This window comes from [Clostridium] symbiosum ATCC 14940 (genome assembly GCF_000466485.1).
Lineage (GTDB): Bacteria > Bacillota > Clostridia > Lachnospirales > Lachnospiraceae > Otoolea > Otoolea symbiosa.
In genome coordinates, this window is the sequence record NZ_KE992947.1 from 22,930 (window position 1) to 37,893 (window position 14,964).

Here is a 14,964-nt window from a genome sequence, read left to right on the forward strand (position 1 = left end):
CGTCAAATGGTCTGTGAAGGTAACATTTCAGACAGGTCTGCGCATTTGCTGCGCGGACCGTGCGAAAAGGCAGCGGCTGCAAGCATCCGGCTCATCGCGCAGCGATTTTCATTGAAGGCGGTGGCCTGTGCGCGGAGCGTGCAGGTTATCGTAAGCCGGATGCCGTAACAGTCCATGCTGTCCGAACTGTTACCCGTGGAGCAGAATAAGATAAATATTCTGCCTTCACAGCCATTATTCCGTGATGGTTTTTACATAAAATCCCGGGACAGGCATACAGTGCGGCGGGGGCTATCCGGCAGGCCAAGCTAAGCCTTTATTCCCTCTATAATTTTCCCATCCTTGCCTTCCACCACCACAAGCTCTCTCTGGGCATTCTGGTCACTGTCCTTGTACATCATCGCGTACCGCTTCGGCGGTGTTCCCGTCAGCTTTTTAAAGGTTCGGATGAAGTGTTCATTATTCCGGAAACCTACATTTTCTCCAACCTCCTGGACCCGCATCCCGTTTCGAAGCAAAGACCTGGCTTTCAAAATCCGGCAGTTGATGACATAATCCATCAGGCTGAACCCGGTGCCTTCTTTAAAAATATGGCACAGGTGGTATTTACTCATATAAAATGCATCGGCAATAGACTGGGTCGTCATGGCCTCCCCCAGATGTTCCTGTATATAGGTAAGGATCGGCGCCACCTTATCGAGACTAGGATTTGTATGTACCTCCCCGTCCTCGGCCTCATTGAAATGCGAAAAACAGGTCAGCAAAAAGGTCAGCAATGTGATCGTCTGTCTGATATCCCCGCCAAACTCATTTCCGAAATCCTCGGCAAGCTTGCCATACAGACTTTCCAGATATTTTGTGGCCTCCTCCGTCAGCGTCGCGACCAGGCCGGAGCGCTTGCTTCTCGCCTGGAAATTACTCTGAAGGGAGGAAAATTCGTGCAGCATTTCTGATGAAATATGAAAAACCATACAGCGGTACTCTTCGTTGGCAACACTCCGGTGGAGAATCGATGAATCGATCAAAAAAAGCTGTCCCCTGTACAGGGGAAACACCTCCGGTTCAAGAAAAAATACGCCTTCCCCAGCGATACACAGCACAATCTCAATGTCCTCATGAAAATGGGGACGATCCATGGAGTAGGTGTCATTCTTGCTGATATGTACCTCATATTGACATTGTATCATTCCGCCACTTGCTCCTCTCATTTCTACTTCTTACAGTCTATCGACTTCTGTTCTCCGATACAAGTACTTTTCTTTTTCAACACAAGATACATCATTAAATAGGCAATTTTTTTACAAAAATGACAGATTTCAAGCGCAATAACTGCACTATCTTATGTTTTTATTGTCTTTTTCTGCCATTGAAAATTCCATGCCTTCCACTTTCTGCGTCAGCCATTTTATTACAATTGCACTATCAGTTCCAGCAAAAGATGATATATTCCACTAATTTTTCTTATATTGCATTTATTTTTATTTTTTCTACCTTAATATTATATGAATTTTATGGCAAATCCCAACAGCAAGATACATCAGTTTTATCCTAAGCAAATGCAGGTATTTGCAGATGAAAGATGATATAAATAAATCATAAAGTTGATGCGCAAAAACTTAAAAACACACAGGGGATATTAATTAAATGGGAGGTAACATTATGACACTATGGACAGTCTTTACAGACGTCTGCCTTATGGGAATGGTATTTTTGGCAGGCCAGATACTCAGGGCGAAGGTAAAATTTTTTCAAAAGTTCCTGATACCGCCTGCGCTGATTGCCGGGTTCCTGGCTCTGATTTTCGGGCCCAACGGATTTGGGATTATCCCATTCTCCAGCAGCCTGGGTACTTATGCCAGCGTTTTAATCGTTGTAATATTTGCAGCCATGGCTATCGGAGATAAGCCGGCCAAGGGCGCCTTATCCGGTCCCGCCATCGGAGGTATGTTCTTCAATATTACCGGAATCGCTGTTCTCCAGTATGCGGTAGGTATGTTTTTAACAGTCTATGTACTGAATCATTTTTACAGTCTGAATCCAGGCTTTGGTCTTATGATGGCAACCGGATATTATGGCGGCCATGGAACGGCTGCGGCAGTCGGCCAAGCGTACGAGGCGCTGGGCTGGTCGGAAGCGACTGACTTGGCATATACGACGGCAACCGTTGGTATTGTCGGCGGCATTATACTTGGAATTATCATAATCAACTGGGGAGCAAGAAAAAATTATACCAATTATGTCCGTTCTCCCAAAGCTCTGCCCGTTTCCATGAAAACTGGCCTGATTCCGAAAGCCGAGCAAAGCACAAGCACGACTGGAACTATCTCAACTATTTGTGCCGATCCAATGGCATTCCATCTGGCGCTTGTTCTGGTTCCATCCATACTGGGATATGCATTGTCAAAATACCTTGCACCAATTATCGGCGTCGAAATACCAGCATTCTGTACTGCACTGTTATTTGGTTTTATCATGAATTTCTGCCTGCATCCTATATGTCCGGAACAAAAAAAAGCATCATTACGAGAAGCGCCGGATACGACCATCTGGAAACATTATGTGACATTGCCAATATTACTTCTTTGAGAAATTACTGTGTAAATTCGGTTGCACAGACCGCCATTAAATTCATGTATGCTGCGGCAGGGCTGCTCAACCAGTATACAGTCAATGCCGCAACCTTCGAACGTAATATGACAGCTTCTTTCATGGAACTGACCCCTGACAGAGTCGCCACTGTCTTTGGGGTCGGCAAAATCGGAAAGCGTGCCTATGACCTAGTAAAGGCAAACGGCCTTACCGCCCAGGCAGTTGATATCCGTGAAAATGAACTGAGGGACCTTTACGGTGACAGCGTAAAATTCGTCTCAAAGGAGGAAGCGATTAAGAACAGTGACATTATCATAAATGCAATGAATCTTACCCGTATTCCAGACAGTATCTTCTATAATGAAAACTACTTTTCCGAAGAGGTCCTGCGCCAGGGAAAGAAAGGGCTTATTTTTATCAATATTACGCGAGGTGAAATAGCTCCGGAAGCCGGTCTTCTACACCTTTACCAGGAGGGAATTATCGGTGGTATCGGATTAGATGTATTTACTGCGGAAAATGATTTTTCCCAGTCGCTTAGAAACCAGAAAACAACCAGCGATGAAAATCTGCTGGCTGCCAGAAGGCTGCTTGAAATGGCAGAGGACAGAACGGCCAACATATATGTTCAGCCGCATCAGGCATTCAATTCCGACCTGGCCGCTGCCGCCAAGGCATCCGACACGGTAAAACATATGATTGAGTGGTTCAAATGCGGTAAAACCGGATTTGATGAACAGCTTCCCTATTACGGAAAGGCTGGCTGAGCAGGTCCCCCTGTCAACAATGACCTGCACGCTCCGCGCACAGGTCATCGCCGTCAATCAGCCAAAATACGGGTCCCAGCTATTACCGGGACCCGTCTGTAATCACCCATTTCACGCAATTATCTTCCTTCGCCCCAAATACACGGTAGCCCTCCATAATCTGAGAAAGCGGAGAACGGTGCGTGATCAGGAAATCCGTCCTGAGCTCTCCTTTTTCTATCAGTGACAGAAGTCTGGGACAGCTTGCCGCATCGACTCCCCCTGTCTTGAATATCAGATTTTTGCCATACATGGACGGCAGCGGCAGTATCTGAGCCTCCTCATACATAGCGACTATCGAAACGACTGCATTCGGCCTTGCAAGCTTCCAGGCCAGTTCAAATGTATCCTTTCCTCCTGCTGCCTCGATTACTGCGTCTGCGCCCCTTCCCTCCGTCAATTCCCGGACCGTATTCTCCGCATCCTGCACGCCGTTCTGGACCGTAACATCTGCCAGCCTGTTCTTCTCTGCCAGCCTGAGACGGAATTCATCGCGGTCAATTATAACAACCGTTCCAGCTCCCAGATATTTGGCCGACTCGGCCGCGCACAGCCCGACCGGACCCGCGCCTATGACAGCGACACAGTCACCCTGATTTATATTGGCAATCTCAGCGCCCCAAAAGCCGCTGGAAAGAATATCCCCGGTAAATAGCGCCTGTTCATAGGTTACGGAGGCCGGAATCGGAGTAAGCCCCATATCCGCATAGGGGACACGGACGTATTCGGCCTGGCAGCCGTCTATCCTGCATCCCAGTTCCCATCCGCCGTGTTCACAGTTGTTGACAAACCCTCTTTTACAATAAAAGCAGGTTCCGCAGAATGTCTCGCAGTTGGCCGCCACACGCATGCCTGCACTCAGTTTAACCACCTCAGAACCTGTCTCAACCACCTCTCCCACAAATTCGTGGCCCAGTATAATTCCGGGTACGGCTCTCGGCACCGCCCCATTCCTGATATGGAGATCACTGGTGCAGATCGTGGAACGAACTACCCTGACAATGGCATCCTTCGGATCCCGGATAACAGGTACCGGCCGCTCTTCCAGGCGTACATCGCCAATACCGTGGTATACTGCGGCCTTCATGGAGACCGGCCTGTTATTGATAAATTCTTCTTTCATCTTTCCCCCCGTTCAACGATAACCTGTACGCTCCGCGCACGGGTCACCGTCATCAATAAAATCAGGGCAGGAAAGTCCTCATAAAAAGGAAGCTTTCCGCCCTGTTTCTATCTTATTCCCTGATACCGGCCCTGTACTTCTCCAGCAGCCTGTTAATGCGTCCCGTAGGGTTTAAAAGCTCGCTGAGAGATGCATCATGGTTCAGATTGTCAATAATCAACGCTATATATTTACTCATATCTACATCGATATAATACGGCCTTGAAAGCAGCTCCGGCGTCTGATAGATCAGGTTCGTAGTCAGAATCCGGTCAATCAGGCCATTGCCGTAATATTCGTCAAACTTCTGAAGCCCATTGGTAAAGAGGCCGAACGTAGAGCAGATAAATACCTTTCTCGCCTTTCTGTTCTTCAGTTCCTTAGCCACATCAAGCATACTCTCACCGGAAGAAATCATATCATCGACGATAATGACATCCTTGCCCTCCACGCTGGCGCCCAGGAACTCATGGGCCACAATTGGATTGCGTCCGCCTACGATCTTCGTATAGTCGCGGCGTTTGTAGAACATGCCCATATCCAGTCCCAGCACATTGGCAAAAAAGACGGCGCGGGACATACCGCCCTCATCCGGGCTGATAACCATCATATGATCGCTGTCAATCTCAAGCTCTTTCTCATGCTTTAAGAGATGTTTGATAAACTGATAAATCGGCTGTACGGTTTCAAATCCTTTTAACGGGATTGCGTTCTGAACACGCGGATCATGAGCATCAAAGGTGATGATATTCTCTACTCCCATGCTTACCAGCTCTTCCAGAGCCAGGGCACAGTCTAAAGACTCCCGTCCCGATCTCTTATGCTGGCGGCTCTCATAGAGGAACGGCATAATAACATTGACTCTCCTGGCCTTGCCTCCGACGGCGGCGATAATTCTCTTTAAATCCTGGAAATGGTCATCGGGTGACATATGGTTTACCATTCCGCACAGGGAATAGGTGAGACTGTAGTTACAGATATCTACCAGCAGATACACATCATCACCGCGAACGGAAGCGGAAATCCATCCTTTTCCTTCTCCTGAACCAAATCTCGGCGTACCGGCTCCGATTATATAGGTATCCCTCTGATAACCGGAAAATGCGATCGTAGCTTTATGCTCGCTCTCCCGCTCCCTTCTCCATGATACCAGGTAATCATCCACCTTTTTTCCAAGCTCCGCACATCCTTTGAGCGGAATCAGCCCAAGGGGGCCAACCGGGATCGTCTCAATGATTTTTTCTTCGTACAGCATCTCTTTCCTCCAGTAAATCAGTCTTTTCTATTCTTGAATTTTATCAGCCCGTCAAATATCAGCGGCGGCCTCACAAACATAATCATCGTCTCATTTATATCATTATGCACCTTATAAGTCAAGTAAATCAAGGGGACAGACGATTATTTGGCGTAACGGTTCAGCCATGATGTATTCCGCGGGGTGTTTTCGCTGTTTTTTCGAAAATCCCGAGTTTGTGCGGCGCGCGTGATGAAAAGTAAATTTTTCACCACAATCAACGGCGTTTTTTACCGTTTCTGTACATCATTTGTTACGGTTTAGCCGAAGGCTGAACTGTAACAATTTGGCAGCAGTAGTGGCAGCGGAAAGTCCACTCCTCCAAACCTCAGCTAAATTCCTTTTATTTTCCTTCCCTGGCCTCTTTGAGCTTCTTCCTAATCCGGATATCTTCGCCATAAAGAGGTATCACTTTATACTGACTGACAATTCTGGACATAATACGGTCCGTAAACTCATCCCGCATTTCATTGACAGGCAGATTGGTGGATATAATCGTCCCTTTCTTACGGCTCATTCTTTCATTGATCACATAGAATAGCTGGGATGTGGTGAATGTGTTGACCAGTTCTGTGCCCAGATCGTCGATAATCAGCAGATCACATTCCAGCAGATAGCGGGAGCGATCCCGGTCTTCATCCGTGGAGTCATTGGAAAAACGCTCCTTGGAAAATATCTCAAACATCTCTACCGCCTGAAGATATACGACGGAAAAACTTCGTTCGATCAGTTCCCTGGCAATGCAGTTGCTTAAAAATGTCTTACCCAGGCCCGTCTTGCCGGTAAAAAGTATGTTGTCCTTTTTCTGACCGAATGCGTCCACATACTGCCTGCATGTATCCACCACCTGGCGCATGTATTCCCTGGCCGTCTTGCCGCTTCGCCCGTCTATCTTCGTATCATCAAAATATTCATAGGAAAAAATATCGAAATTCTCACGCTTCAGTATTTCCCGGATATTGGACTGGGCATACAGAAGGTTAATTTCACGCTGGCGGAAGCAATGGCATTTCCTGCCGTTACTGTATCCTGTATCACGGCAGTCCGGACATTCATAATGCATCTCAAGATAGTCGTCAGGATAGCCGTAAGCCGCCAGCAGTACCTGCCGTTCTTCCCTAAGCCCGGCAATGGTCTTCCTGAGCTTTTCAACCGCCTCCCTGTCGCCATTTAATAACTGCTTCGCGCTTCTTACGGCGGCGGAACTTATCTCGTCATTCATCTCCCGGATAGCCGGAATCCTTTCATATACCTCTTTGGTACGGCGATCCAGTTCATGTTTGTTATTTAACTGTTTTTGGTTATAAATCCGCATGATTGAATCATACTGGGAATTGCTGAGTGCCATTTCCACCTCCTGCTTGCTGTACAGCCGGCATCCTGTGCTGTCCGCAGCACGGCTGAACCGTTACGCTCCGTTACTCACCCTTCTGTCCGGCATTGATCATATCCCAGACCATCTCGTCATAATCATATCCATGTTCCTCAAGATTATGGAAACGGTTCCCCGACCGGGCCGGACCGCTCCGGGCCGCTGCCTGGCCTTCCCCCGTTCCCCGGCCGCTCTTTTTCGATTTTGCCTGTTCCTGTTCCTTTCGTATCTTATCAAGAGCGGTAATATCGCTCATCGTCCTTACCCCTGCATCCTTCCAATCGGATAGAATCCTGTCCGCATACTGGAAGCTGGGATTATGTATCGTCTTAATGGTTCTGTTACAGGCCTCCACCACGATCTCTTTTGTGAAACCGTAGGTCCTGAACCACTTCTCCATCAATTCAAATTCGGAATCGGCCGGATTTCGTCCCGTCAGCCCCATGGCCTTCATAACAGCAAAGGATTCCTTGGAAAAGCTTCTGGAATACGCGCGCGCCTCCTCCACAGTCATGATATTCTTCTCATGCCAGCTGAGAGCTACTTTTTCTACATAGCGCAGGCTTGTATGCCCGTTCTGCGCACAGTATTCCACCAGGAATTCTATGAGTTCCGACGGCATATTCAAATTCTTGTATAGATTAACGAATACCTGACAGTCCACAGGCGTAAACGTTTTATTCAAATATTTCTGAGAAATATAAACCAGCTGGGTGAATGTCTCATCATCCGACAGCGATTCCAAATCGCATACGCAGGAAGCGCTTGTCTCCCGTGCCGCACGGCTTTCGGGGAGCTGCTGCACGGAGTTCTTGTCCTCTGCCTTTACAGCCTCCCTTACCCCCTCAGGCTCTTTCTTACGGGCGGCAGGCTCCTTTTCAAAGACCCCGGCTTTCTGCCAATAGGCAAAGGCCCGCCGTACATCAGCTTCCGTATGGTTCAGCGCGTCCGCCACCGCTTCCACCGTAATCTCCCCGCCCTCATGGCGGAGCAGGTACAGATAGACCTTAACGTATTCTCCGTTGGCATCTGCCATATACTGATCAATAAATTCATTGGCCACAACCGTTATCCCCGCAGAAAACCGGTTTTTAAAACTGAGCTCCATCCCCTCACCATTCCTCACTTAAATTGTCACCGTTCCGGACGAACCGCAACCTTAAAATCCACAAATTTACTATGCCTACATCATAACACAGGTCTTTCCAAAAGAAAATAGGCGGGGTTATCCACAGATATTGGTGTGGATAATGTGGATAATGTGGACACTATCGTTTGTTATCCACTCGATATATGAACTATTTTGTCGAAACCCTTGATTTATCAATGTTATTTGAATTTCATCCTCTATACACCCAGGGCAAAAAAAATCCACATAGCTTCTTTACATAAAATGTTGACAACTATGTGGATAATGTGGATAACTAGAGCCCCAACAGCTCTTCCCCAACCTTTACAATGTCTCCGGCCCCCATAGTTATCAACAAATCACCTTGTGTACAATTTTCCAAAATAAATTTTTCCATATCGTCAAATGTGGGCAGATACCAGGCATCGACTCCCTTTTCCTTTAAAAGCGCAACAATATCGGCAGAACTGACTCCCAGCGTGTCAGTCTCCCTTGCAGGATAGATGTCAGTCAGCATAACGCAGTCTGCGAGGGAAAGAGCCTGTGCAAACTCCTTCATAAATGCTTTCGTCCTGGTGTAAGTATGCGGCTGGAAGGCACAGCAAATACGTTTATGCGGATAATTCTCAGCCGCTTTCAGTGTTGCCTCTATCTCCTGGGGATGATGGGCGTAGTCGTCGATAATCGTGATCCCTTTCAGCTCCCCCTTCTTTTCAAATCTTCTGTTAGTTCCTGTGAATTTCAAAAGTCCTCTGCCGGCAGCCTCCAGCCCGGCCCCGGACTCCATTGCCACTGCAATTGCTCCAAGGGCATTGTATACATTATGCTCCCCCTGGACTCCAAGACTAATCCGCTCCTTTTTCTCTCCTTTTATATAAAGATCAAAAGAAGGCCTTGCATATTCATCATACACAACCGCGTCAAAGCTGTAATCATTTTCCTTCGAATTTCCGAATGTAACAACCTTTCCGGCCGCACCGGCCGTCAGCTCCCGCCAGTTCTCTATGGTCCCGTTCATGATAATGGTTCCGTTCTCCGGTACTTTCTCAATAAACTGCCGGAACGAACGGCGGATATCATCGATATCTTTGAAGAAATCAAGATGGTCTTCTTCTATATTAAGTATAACTGCCATGGTCGGATAAAATGAGAGAAAGCTGTTCGTATATTCGCAGGCCTCCGTCACAAAAAATTCCGGACCGCCGACGCGGATATTGCCTCCGATAGAGTTTAAGATACCTCCAACCGATATGGTGGGATTGTTGTCTGCTTCCAGAAAGATCTCGGTTACCATGGACGTTGTTGTCGTCTTGCCGTGCGTCCCGGCGACAGCGATAGCTTCCCTGTAGTTCTTCATCATCTGGCCGAGAAGCTCCGCACGGCTCATCATAGGGATTCCCCGTCTTTTTACCTCCATGAACTCAGGATTATCCTCATGAATGGCTGCCGTATAGACAACCGCATCGATACCGTCTTTTATATTCTCAGCTTTCTGGCCGTAATAGACAACCGCGCCCTTCGCCTCCAGATGTCTGGTAAGCTCTGATTCATGGGCATCTGAACCGGATATTTTAAACCCTTCGTCCATTAAAATTTCTGCCAGCCCGCTCATACTGATTCCACCGATGCCGACGAAATGAACTGACTGTGGTTTTGTAAAATCAATCTGATACATGTTATTTTCCACCTTTATTCTCTATATTCTGCAGCCCCTATATATAATGTATATGCCGTATTGATGTCCATTGCCGCCGGGCGCATTTACCCGTTTTCCGGCATTACTTTTATTTAACTTCTTTTGATGGGAATTGTCAAGATTTTGTTAGTGCCGTCAGAATATGATGGTTACAGTTCAGCCTTCTGCTAAACCGTAACAAATGATGCACAGAAACGGCAAAAAACGTCGTTGGATGTGGTGAATAGTTTACTGTTCATCACGTCGCTCCGCGCACAGTTCACCGTCATCAATAAAAAGGCCCGGAAAGGCAGTAAACCTTTTCCGGGCCAATTCGGCTTATCAGTTCAGCCGTCTGTCATCTGGCAGCCGCATTTCCAGCACATCTGCCAAATAAAATATTTTTATACCGTTCCAGAGCTAAGAGCAGGATATTGCCCAGAACTCCGATAGCCAGAATCTCACCGATTCCCACTGTCACCATGGCAACCGGAATTAAATCCGGCGAGCCATACGCAAAGCGGAGAACCCATGGAATGATGGCAGTGTTGGCCGCTATCGGCGGCAGGCATACAAGCCACTTGTTCCCGCGCAGCCCATAGGAACCTGCTGCCCCGATTAACGTCGCCAGGCTGCCAAACACGATATCGAGCGGCGCTGCCCCGCAGAGCAGGTTGGACAGCAGGCAGCCGATAAACACGCCGGGTACCGCTACCGGTGTGAAGAAAGGCAGGATGCACAGTGCCTCGGCAATCCGGAACTGCACCGGTCCGAAGCTGATTGGTGCGAATACCAGTGTCAGCACGGTATAAATCGCCGCGATTACTGCACCGTAAGCCACAAAGTAAACGGTTTTGTTGTTTTTCTCTCTCATATTCAGTTGTCTCCTTTAGTTTTGTTTTACAAGTGGAAGGTCTCGAACACTTGGGTTGGTTGTGCAGGAATCCCGGCTTGTATACGGACGGGAATACTGCGACCTTATTGCAGTTGCTACTATAGCATATTAGGAAATGAAACGCAAGTATGAGTCTGCTCTTTATAAAAATATTTCTTGTCTTTTTTCTTTCGGAAAGTTATAATTAATTACAGTAGCAATCAGGCAGCACGAACTGTTACTCATTACACAAATCAATACGGCCATCACGGCTGTTTACAATTGATTCTGCAGCATCTGTATGGATCAAGACCGGCAAATTCTGCCATAGTTCAGCACAAAACACCAATATGGCAGGAGAAAAACGGCTCCTGACGTATACGAGAGGAGTCAGGAATGGCAAACGAGAGGTGAAGGCACAGTATTCTATCCGGAACATTGAAAACCATTCGGTTGTTCTCGATATCCTGGCTGAGGATACAAGGGGAAAGCTGATAAATATTGAAATGCTGATACAGGATGACGGAGATCACCAGCGGAGGGTGAGATACTATCACTCCAGCATTGATATGAGCTATCATGAGAAAGGCGTTCCTTATGAAGCGCTTCCTGATAGCTATCTTATCTTTATCACAAAACGAGATTTTTTTAAGTATCGTTCCGGAATCTACTATGTGGAACGCATCTTAAAAGATATCGGAGCCACTGTTGATAACGGAGTCCACGAAATATATGCAAATTTGGAATGTCCCTGCGATAATGAACAAATTGATGAATTACTATCTTATATGAAGCATACGGACAGCCATTACCAGACGGACATCTTCCCAAATGTGGTAAGAAAAGTAAGGTTCTTTAAAGAAAAAGAGGAGGGGATCGAATGTATGTGTAAAATATTGGAAGAAGAACGGCGTGAAGGCAGAAAGGAAGGCAGCGACCGTATTAACGAGCTGAACCGGCGGCTGCTGAAGGACAGCAGAGAAGTGGATATTCTGAAATCATTGAAGGAACCGGGCTATCAGGAGAGGTTGTTGATGGAATATAATCTGTAAAAACCGGATTTTCACTGCCACCCGGAAAAACACCCGACAGTTAAACAGGAAAGCCGTGTCTAACTGTCAGGTGCCCGTCATAGCCCCATATCTTTAAACCAGGATATTCATAAACAACGTCAGCAGTAAACCATTTACCACGTCAATAATTACTGAACCAACCCCAGGTACCACAAAAAATGCGATGTCCGACGGTCCCCATTTCTTTGTAAACGCCTGCATGTTGGAGACTCCGTTTGGCATTGCACCAAGCCCGAATCCGCAGCAGCCGGTAGACATAACAGCGGCATCATAATCTTTTCCCAGAATGCGGTAACCGATGAAAATCATAAACACAGCCATAAATGCCACCTGGGTCGCCAGGGTTACAATCATTGGGAGGGCTAAGTCGGCCAGCTGCCATAATTTCAACGACATCAGCGCCATCGATACAAATATAGTCAGGCTGATATTGCCGATACAGTCAATTTCAGCAAGAGGAGTCTCAAACTTTCCCGTATAGGTACTGATATTTCGAAGCACTACCCCCATTAACATTCCGCCTACATAAGAGGGAAACGTAATCCCCACCATCTTGAGTAGAATAAATATAATCGTTCCGATACCCATTGAAATAATAATCTGATTTGATGCTGAGAACATATTTTTAGCGCTGAGCGGAAGTTCCTGCTCCGTTTCCGCCGCTCTTCCGGCTCTTTCTTTCTGACGTGCAGCAGCAACCTCCTCGAGCCGGTTCTTTCTGACAAGAATATTTCCCACAGGGCCTCCTATCAGCCCGCCGGACACCAGGCCAAAGGTTGCGGCCGCCATACCAACCGTCATAGCGCCTTCACAGCCGTAAAGTTCTTCAAACATTGGTGCGAAAGAGCCGGCTGTGCCATGGCCGCCTGTCATTGCAGCGGAACCTGTACATAAACCGAGAAGCGGATTGAGATCAAACATCTTTGCATAACCCACACCAATTATATTTTGGAATATCACCAGCAGGAAAACGATAATCGCGAACTGTATTCCCCTCATACCATATTTATAAAGCACTTTCAAATCACAGGTGAATCCGACCGCCGTAAAGAAAACAGTCATAAAAACATTTTGAAGCGTTGTATCTAATTCCAGGACACACAGGCCGCTGCTATAGCCTAATAAAGTTAAGATTGAAAAAATAATCCCCCCTACTACCGGATCCGGTATGCATAGCTTCTCCAGTATTTTGATATGTTTTTTCACAAAGCTCCCCATAAAGAGAACCAGAACTGCAACAGCGAGTGTTTGAATGATGTCTAATTTAACTACCATAAACTTTCCCCTTCCCCAGTGTCAGCCGGAGCAAAGCAGGAATAAGCTCCCTGCCCGCTCCTGCATCTTTTCTTATCAGCGGTTATATATCCCTTCATTCAGGTAAGCAAGAAGCTCTTCCTTCGGCATATTGTCGATACCGAGGTAGGCCAGATTATACTTACTGGTTTCAAAGAAACTCTTCTTATGCATTGAGCCTGCCAGTACAATCATTGAATCGATAACCGGAGTCGGCACTCCGTACTGTACGCCCAAATCATGATAGATTTTGCAGCCCACCGGGACATCCTCGGTCAGGTAACGGTGGTTAATGCTGTTAGGGCCTGTATTTCCTTCATCGGACGGCTGGTCTAACGGGAAGATTACATTATCTTTTCCGTCCTTATCGAGTCCCATATATTCCTGCGTCAGGACACTCCGGCGGGAGAAAAAGGATTCATATGCATACTGCGGCGTTCCCACCCCGATCTCTTTTGCCAGCGCCTTTTCTTCCTCGAAGAACTGGTACTGCACCTCACAGATGGACGGGCATAGTCCATGGCAGTACATGGAGTAGCTGTTCTTGTCATAGCCGCCGAAGATGACTCCCCAGTTCTCCATCGTGGACACTCCGAGGATTGTCGCCGGAACGTGGATAACCGGGTTGATGTTGGCAAAACCGGTATCCAGAACCGTGTTGCCCGCCTCCGGCCCGTTTCCGTATGTAACGGCATCGATACACGGCAGATATCTGGAGGATTCCATAAAGGCATCGATATCCGACATCGGCAGAGACGCTCCCCGCAGGGTGATGGCTCGGTATTTCACCCCCACGTGGGGGAAGGTGAACTTCCCAACGGATTCGATACGCGTTCCGTAAGGAGCGGAGGACCATCCGCCTACGATGACCTGCTTGGTACACCCCATCTCACGCATCATTTTCCGGAGAAGCAGGGTACCGTAGTTATCGGTAAAGATATGGATGACCTGGCCGTCCTCGAGATGAGGAATCAGCTCTCGGAAAAACGGCTCATGTGCCATGGCTGGCGCTGCAATCACAATCAGGCCGGCGCCCTTTACCACCTTGCCCATGTCACTGCTTACCATATCCAGGTAGGCTCTGCCGGAGCGCTCAAAGCAGTAGAGGTTACGCTGGACGCCGTCCAGCAGGATACCTGTCTTCTCCAGGTTGGCAAGCGTGTTCTTGGCAAACGGCATCATGTCATAAAGACGGACCTCTTTTCCTGCCAGCTTCATATCGGCCGCACAGGATTTTCCCACAGCACCGCCGCCCAATACCGCGATTGGCATATCCTTTAAATACTCCATATTAGCCATAATTTAAAATTCCTCCTTATAGGTTTTTCCCCGGAGTGTACTTTGATTTCCAGAAATGCTCCGGTACATATAGTTTGTAAACCGTTTACACCCTTATCTTAATATGCTATTATGGATTCGTCCAACGAAGAGTTTTGATGGAAATTATCAAATTACTTGATGGGAGAATATTATGAATATACGTTCGCTGCAAACCTTTATCCGCGTCGTGGAATTAAAAAGCTTTACGAAAGCCGCATGTGAGCTCAACTATGTCCAGTCAACCGTAACAATGCAGATACAGCAGCTTGAAAAGGAACTGGGCTATCCTCTTTTTGACAGAATCGGCAAAAAGATAGCTCTCACTTCCTACGGTGAAAATTTCGGTTCTATACTGAATGTTGGGGTGTGCTGAAAAG

At 47.3% G+C, this 14,964-nt stretch carries 13 protein-coding genes; 4 read left to right on the forward strand and 9 right to left on the reverse strand.

Annotated elements, in window-relative coordinates:
• Positions 1–308 precede the first annotated feature (308 nt).
• Positions 309–1,187, reverse strand: coding sequence for an AraC family transcriptional regulator (locus CLOSYM_RS14115; protein ID WP_003510019.1), 879 nt, complete (start codon positions 1,185–1,187; stop codon positions 309–311).
• Positions 1,188–1,659: 472 nt separating this feature from the next.
• Between CLOSYM_RS14115 and CLOSYM_RS14120 the strand changes: the two genes are divergently transcribed.
• Both CLOSYM_RS14120 and CLOSYM_RS14125 read left to right on the forward strand, forming a co-directional pair.
• On the forward strand, positions 1,660–2,586 hold the full coding sequence (locus CLOSYM_RS14120; protein ID WP_242828680.1) for a sodium/glutamate symporter: 927 nt from the start codon (positions 1,660–1,662) through the stop codon (positions 2,584–2,586).
• On the forward strand, positions 2,496–3,356 hold the full coding sequence (locus CLOSYM_RS14125) for an NAD(P)-dependent oxidoreductase (protein WP_242828681.1): 861 nt from the start codon (positions 2,496–2,498) through the stop codon (positions 3,354–3,356). The genes CLOSYM_RS14120 and CLOSYM_RS14125 overlap by 91 nt, the downstream gene beginning before the upstream one ends.
• Positions 3,357–3,438: 82 nt before the next feature.
• Here the strand turns inward: CLOSYM_RS14125 and CLOSYM_RS14130 are convergent, their stop codons facing one another.
• From CLOSYM_RS14130 to CLOSYM_RS14155, 6 genes are all read right to left on the reverse strand, one after another.
• Positions 3,439–4,518 carry an alcohol dehydrogenase gene (locus tag CLOSYM_RS14130; RefSeq protein WP_003510026.1) on the reverse strand — a complete coding sequence of 360 codons (1,080 nt, stop codon included), beginning with the start codon at positions 4,516–4,518 and terminating at the stop codon, positions 3,439–3,441.
• Between the two features lie 112 nt (positions 4,519–4,630).
• Positions 4,631–5,812: a ribose-phosphate pyrophosphokinase gene (locus tag CLOSYM_RS14135; protein WP_003504784.1), complete on the reverse strand. Its 1,182-nt coding sequence runs from the start codon at positions 5,810–5,812 to the stop codon at positions 4,631–4,633.
• Between the two features lie 382 nt (positions 5,813–6,194).
• A complete protein-coding gene (locus CLOSYM_RS14140) occupies positions 6,195–7,199 on the reverse strand; it encodes an ATP-binding protein (RefSeq protein ID WP_021642623.1) in 1,005 nt (334 codons plus the stop codon).
• A gap of 70 nt (positions 7,200–7,269) precedes the next feature.
• Positions 7,270–8,331, reverse strand: a complete 1,062-nt coding sequence (locus CLOSYM_RS14145; RefSeq protein ID WP_021642624.1) for a DnaD domain protein — start codon at positions 8,329–8,331, stop codon at positions 7,270–7,272.
• A gap of 316 nt (positions 8,332–8,647) precedes the next feature.
• Positions 8,648–10,027, reverse strand: coding sequence for a UDP-N-acetylmuramate--L-alanine ligase (gene murC / locus CLOSYM_RS14150; protein ID WP_021642625.1), 1,380 nt, complete (start codon positions 10,025–10,027; stop codon positions 8,648–8,650).
• Between the two features lie 358 nt (positions 10,028–10,385).
• A complete protein-coding gene (locus CLOSYM_RS14155; RefSeq protein ID WP_021642626.1) occupies positions 10,386–10,901 on the reverse strand; it encodes a QueT transporter family protein in 516 nt (171 codons plus the stop codon).
• A gap of 350 nt (positions 10,902–11,251) precedes the next feature.
• Between CLOSYM_RS14155 and CLOSYM_RS14160 the strand changes: the two genes are divergently transcribed.
• The gene (locus CLOSYM_RS14160) at positions 11,252–11,953 is read left to right on the forward strand and encodes a PD-(D/E)XK nuclease family transposase (RefSeq protein ID WP_021642627.1); all 702 of its coding nucleotides are present in this window, start codon (positions 11,252–11,254) and stop codon (positions 11,951–11,953) included.
• Between the two features lie 93 nt (positions 11,954–12,046).
• Here the strand turns inward: CLOSYM_RS14160 and gltS are convergent, their stop codons facing one another.
• Positions 12,047–13,249: a sodium/glutamate symporter gene (gltS, locus tag CLOSYM_RS14165; RefSeq protein WP_003510034.1), complete on the reverse strand. Its 1,203-nt coding sequence runs from the start codon at positions 13,247–13,249 to the stop codon at positions 12,047–12,049.
• 75 nt (positions 13,250–13,324) lie between these two features.
• On the reverse strand, positions 13,325–14,566 hold the full coding sequence (locus CLOSYM_RS14170) for an NAD/NADP-dependent octopine/nopaline dehydrogenase family protein (RefSeq protein ID WP_003510035.1): 1,242 nt from the start codon (positions 14,564–14,566) through the stop codon (positions 13,325–13,327).
• A 172-nt stretch (positions 14,567–14,738) separates the two neighbouring features.
• Between CLOSYM_RS14170 and CLOSYM_RS14175 the strand changes: the two genes are divergently transcribed.
• The gene (locus tag CLOSYM_RS14175; protein WP_021642628.1) at positions 14,739–14,960 is read left to right on the forward strand and encodes a LysR family transcriptional regulator; all 222 of its coding nucleotides are present in this window, start codon (positions 14,739–14,741) and stop codon (positions 14,958–14,960) included.
• The last annotated feature ends 4 nt before the right edge of the window (positions 14,961–14,964 follow it).

What these genes read in the sequence shown, in the direction of transcription:
- CLOSYM_RS14120 (WP_242828680.1), top strand. Translation starts at nt 1,660, where the DNA reads ATGACACTATGGACAGTCTTTACAGACGTCTGCCTTATGGGAATGGTA.
- CLOSYM_RS14170 (WP_003510035.1), bottom strand. Translation starts at nt 14,566, where the DNA reads ATGGCTAATATGGAGTATTTAAAGGATATGCCAATCGCGGTATTGGGC.
- CLOSYM_RS14175 (WP_021642628.1), top strand. Translation starts at nt 14,739, where the DNA reads ATGAATATACGTTCGCTGCAAACCTTTATCCGCGTCGTGGAATTAAAA.
- CLOSYM_RS14135 (WP_003504784.1), bottom strand. Translation starts at nt 5,812, where the DNA reads ATGCTGTACGAAGAAAAAATCATTGAGACGATCCCGGTTGGCCCCCTT.
- CLOSYM_RS14145 (WP_021642624.1), bottom strand. Translation starts at nt 8,331, where the DNA reads ATGGAGCTCAGTTTTAAAAACCGGTTTTCTGCGGGGATAACGGTTGTG.
- murC (WP_021642625.1), bottom strand. Translation starts at nt 10,027, where the DNA reads ATGTATCAGATTGATTTTACAAAACCACAGTCAGTTCATTTCGTCGGC.
- gltS (WP_003510034.1), bottom strand. Translation starts at nt 13,249, where the DNA reads ATGGTAGTTAAATTAGACATCATTCAAACACTCGCTGTTGCAGTTCTG.
- CLOSYM_RS14155 (WP_021642626.1), bottom strand. Translation starts at nt 10,901, where the DNA reads ATGAGAGAGAAAAACAACAAAACCGTTTACTTTGTGGCTTACGGTGCA.
- CLOSYM_RS14160 (WP_021642627.1), top strand. Translation starts at nt 11,252, where the DNA reads ATGGCAGGAGAAAAACGGCTCCTGACGTATACGAGAGGAGTCAGGAAT.
- CLOSYM_RS14115 (WP_003510019.1), bottom strand. Translation starts at nt 1,187, where the DNA reads ATGATACAATGTCAATATGAGGTACATATCAGCAAGAATGACACCTAC.
- CLOSYM_RS14125 (WP_242828681.1), top strand. Translation starts at nt 2,496, where the DNA reads ATGTCCGGAACAAAAAAAAGCATCATTACGAGAAGCGCCGGATACGAC.
- CLOSYM_RS14130 (WP_003510026.1), bottom strand. Translation starts at nt 4,518, where the DNA reads ATGAAAGAAGAATTTATCAATAACAGGCCGGTCTCCATGAAGGCCGCA.
- CLOSYM_RS14140 (WP_021642623.1), bottom strand. Translation starts at nt 7,199, where the DNA reads ATGGCACTCAGCAATTCCCAGTATGATTCAATCATGCGGATTTATAAC.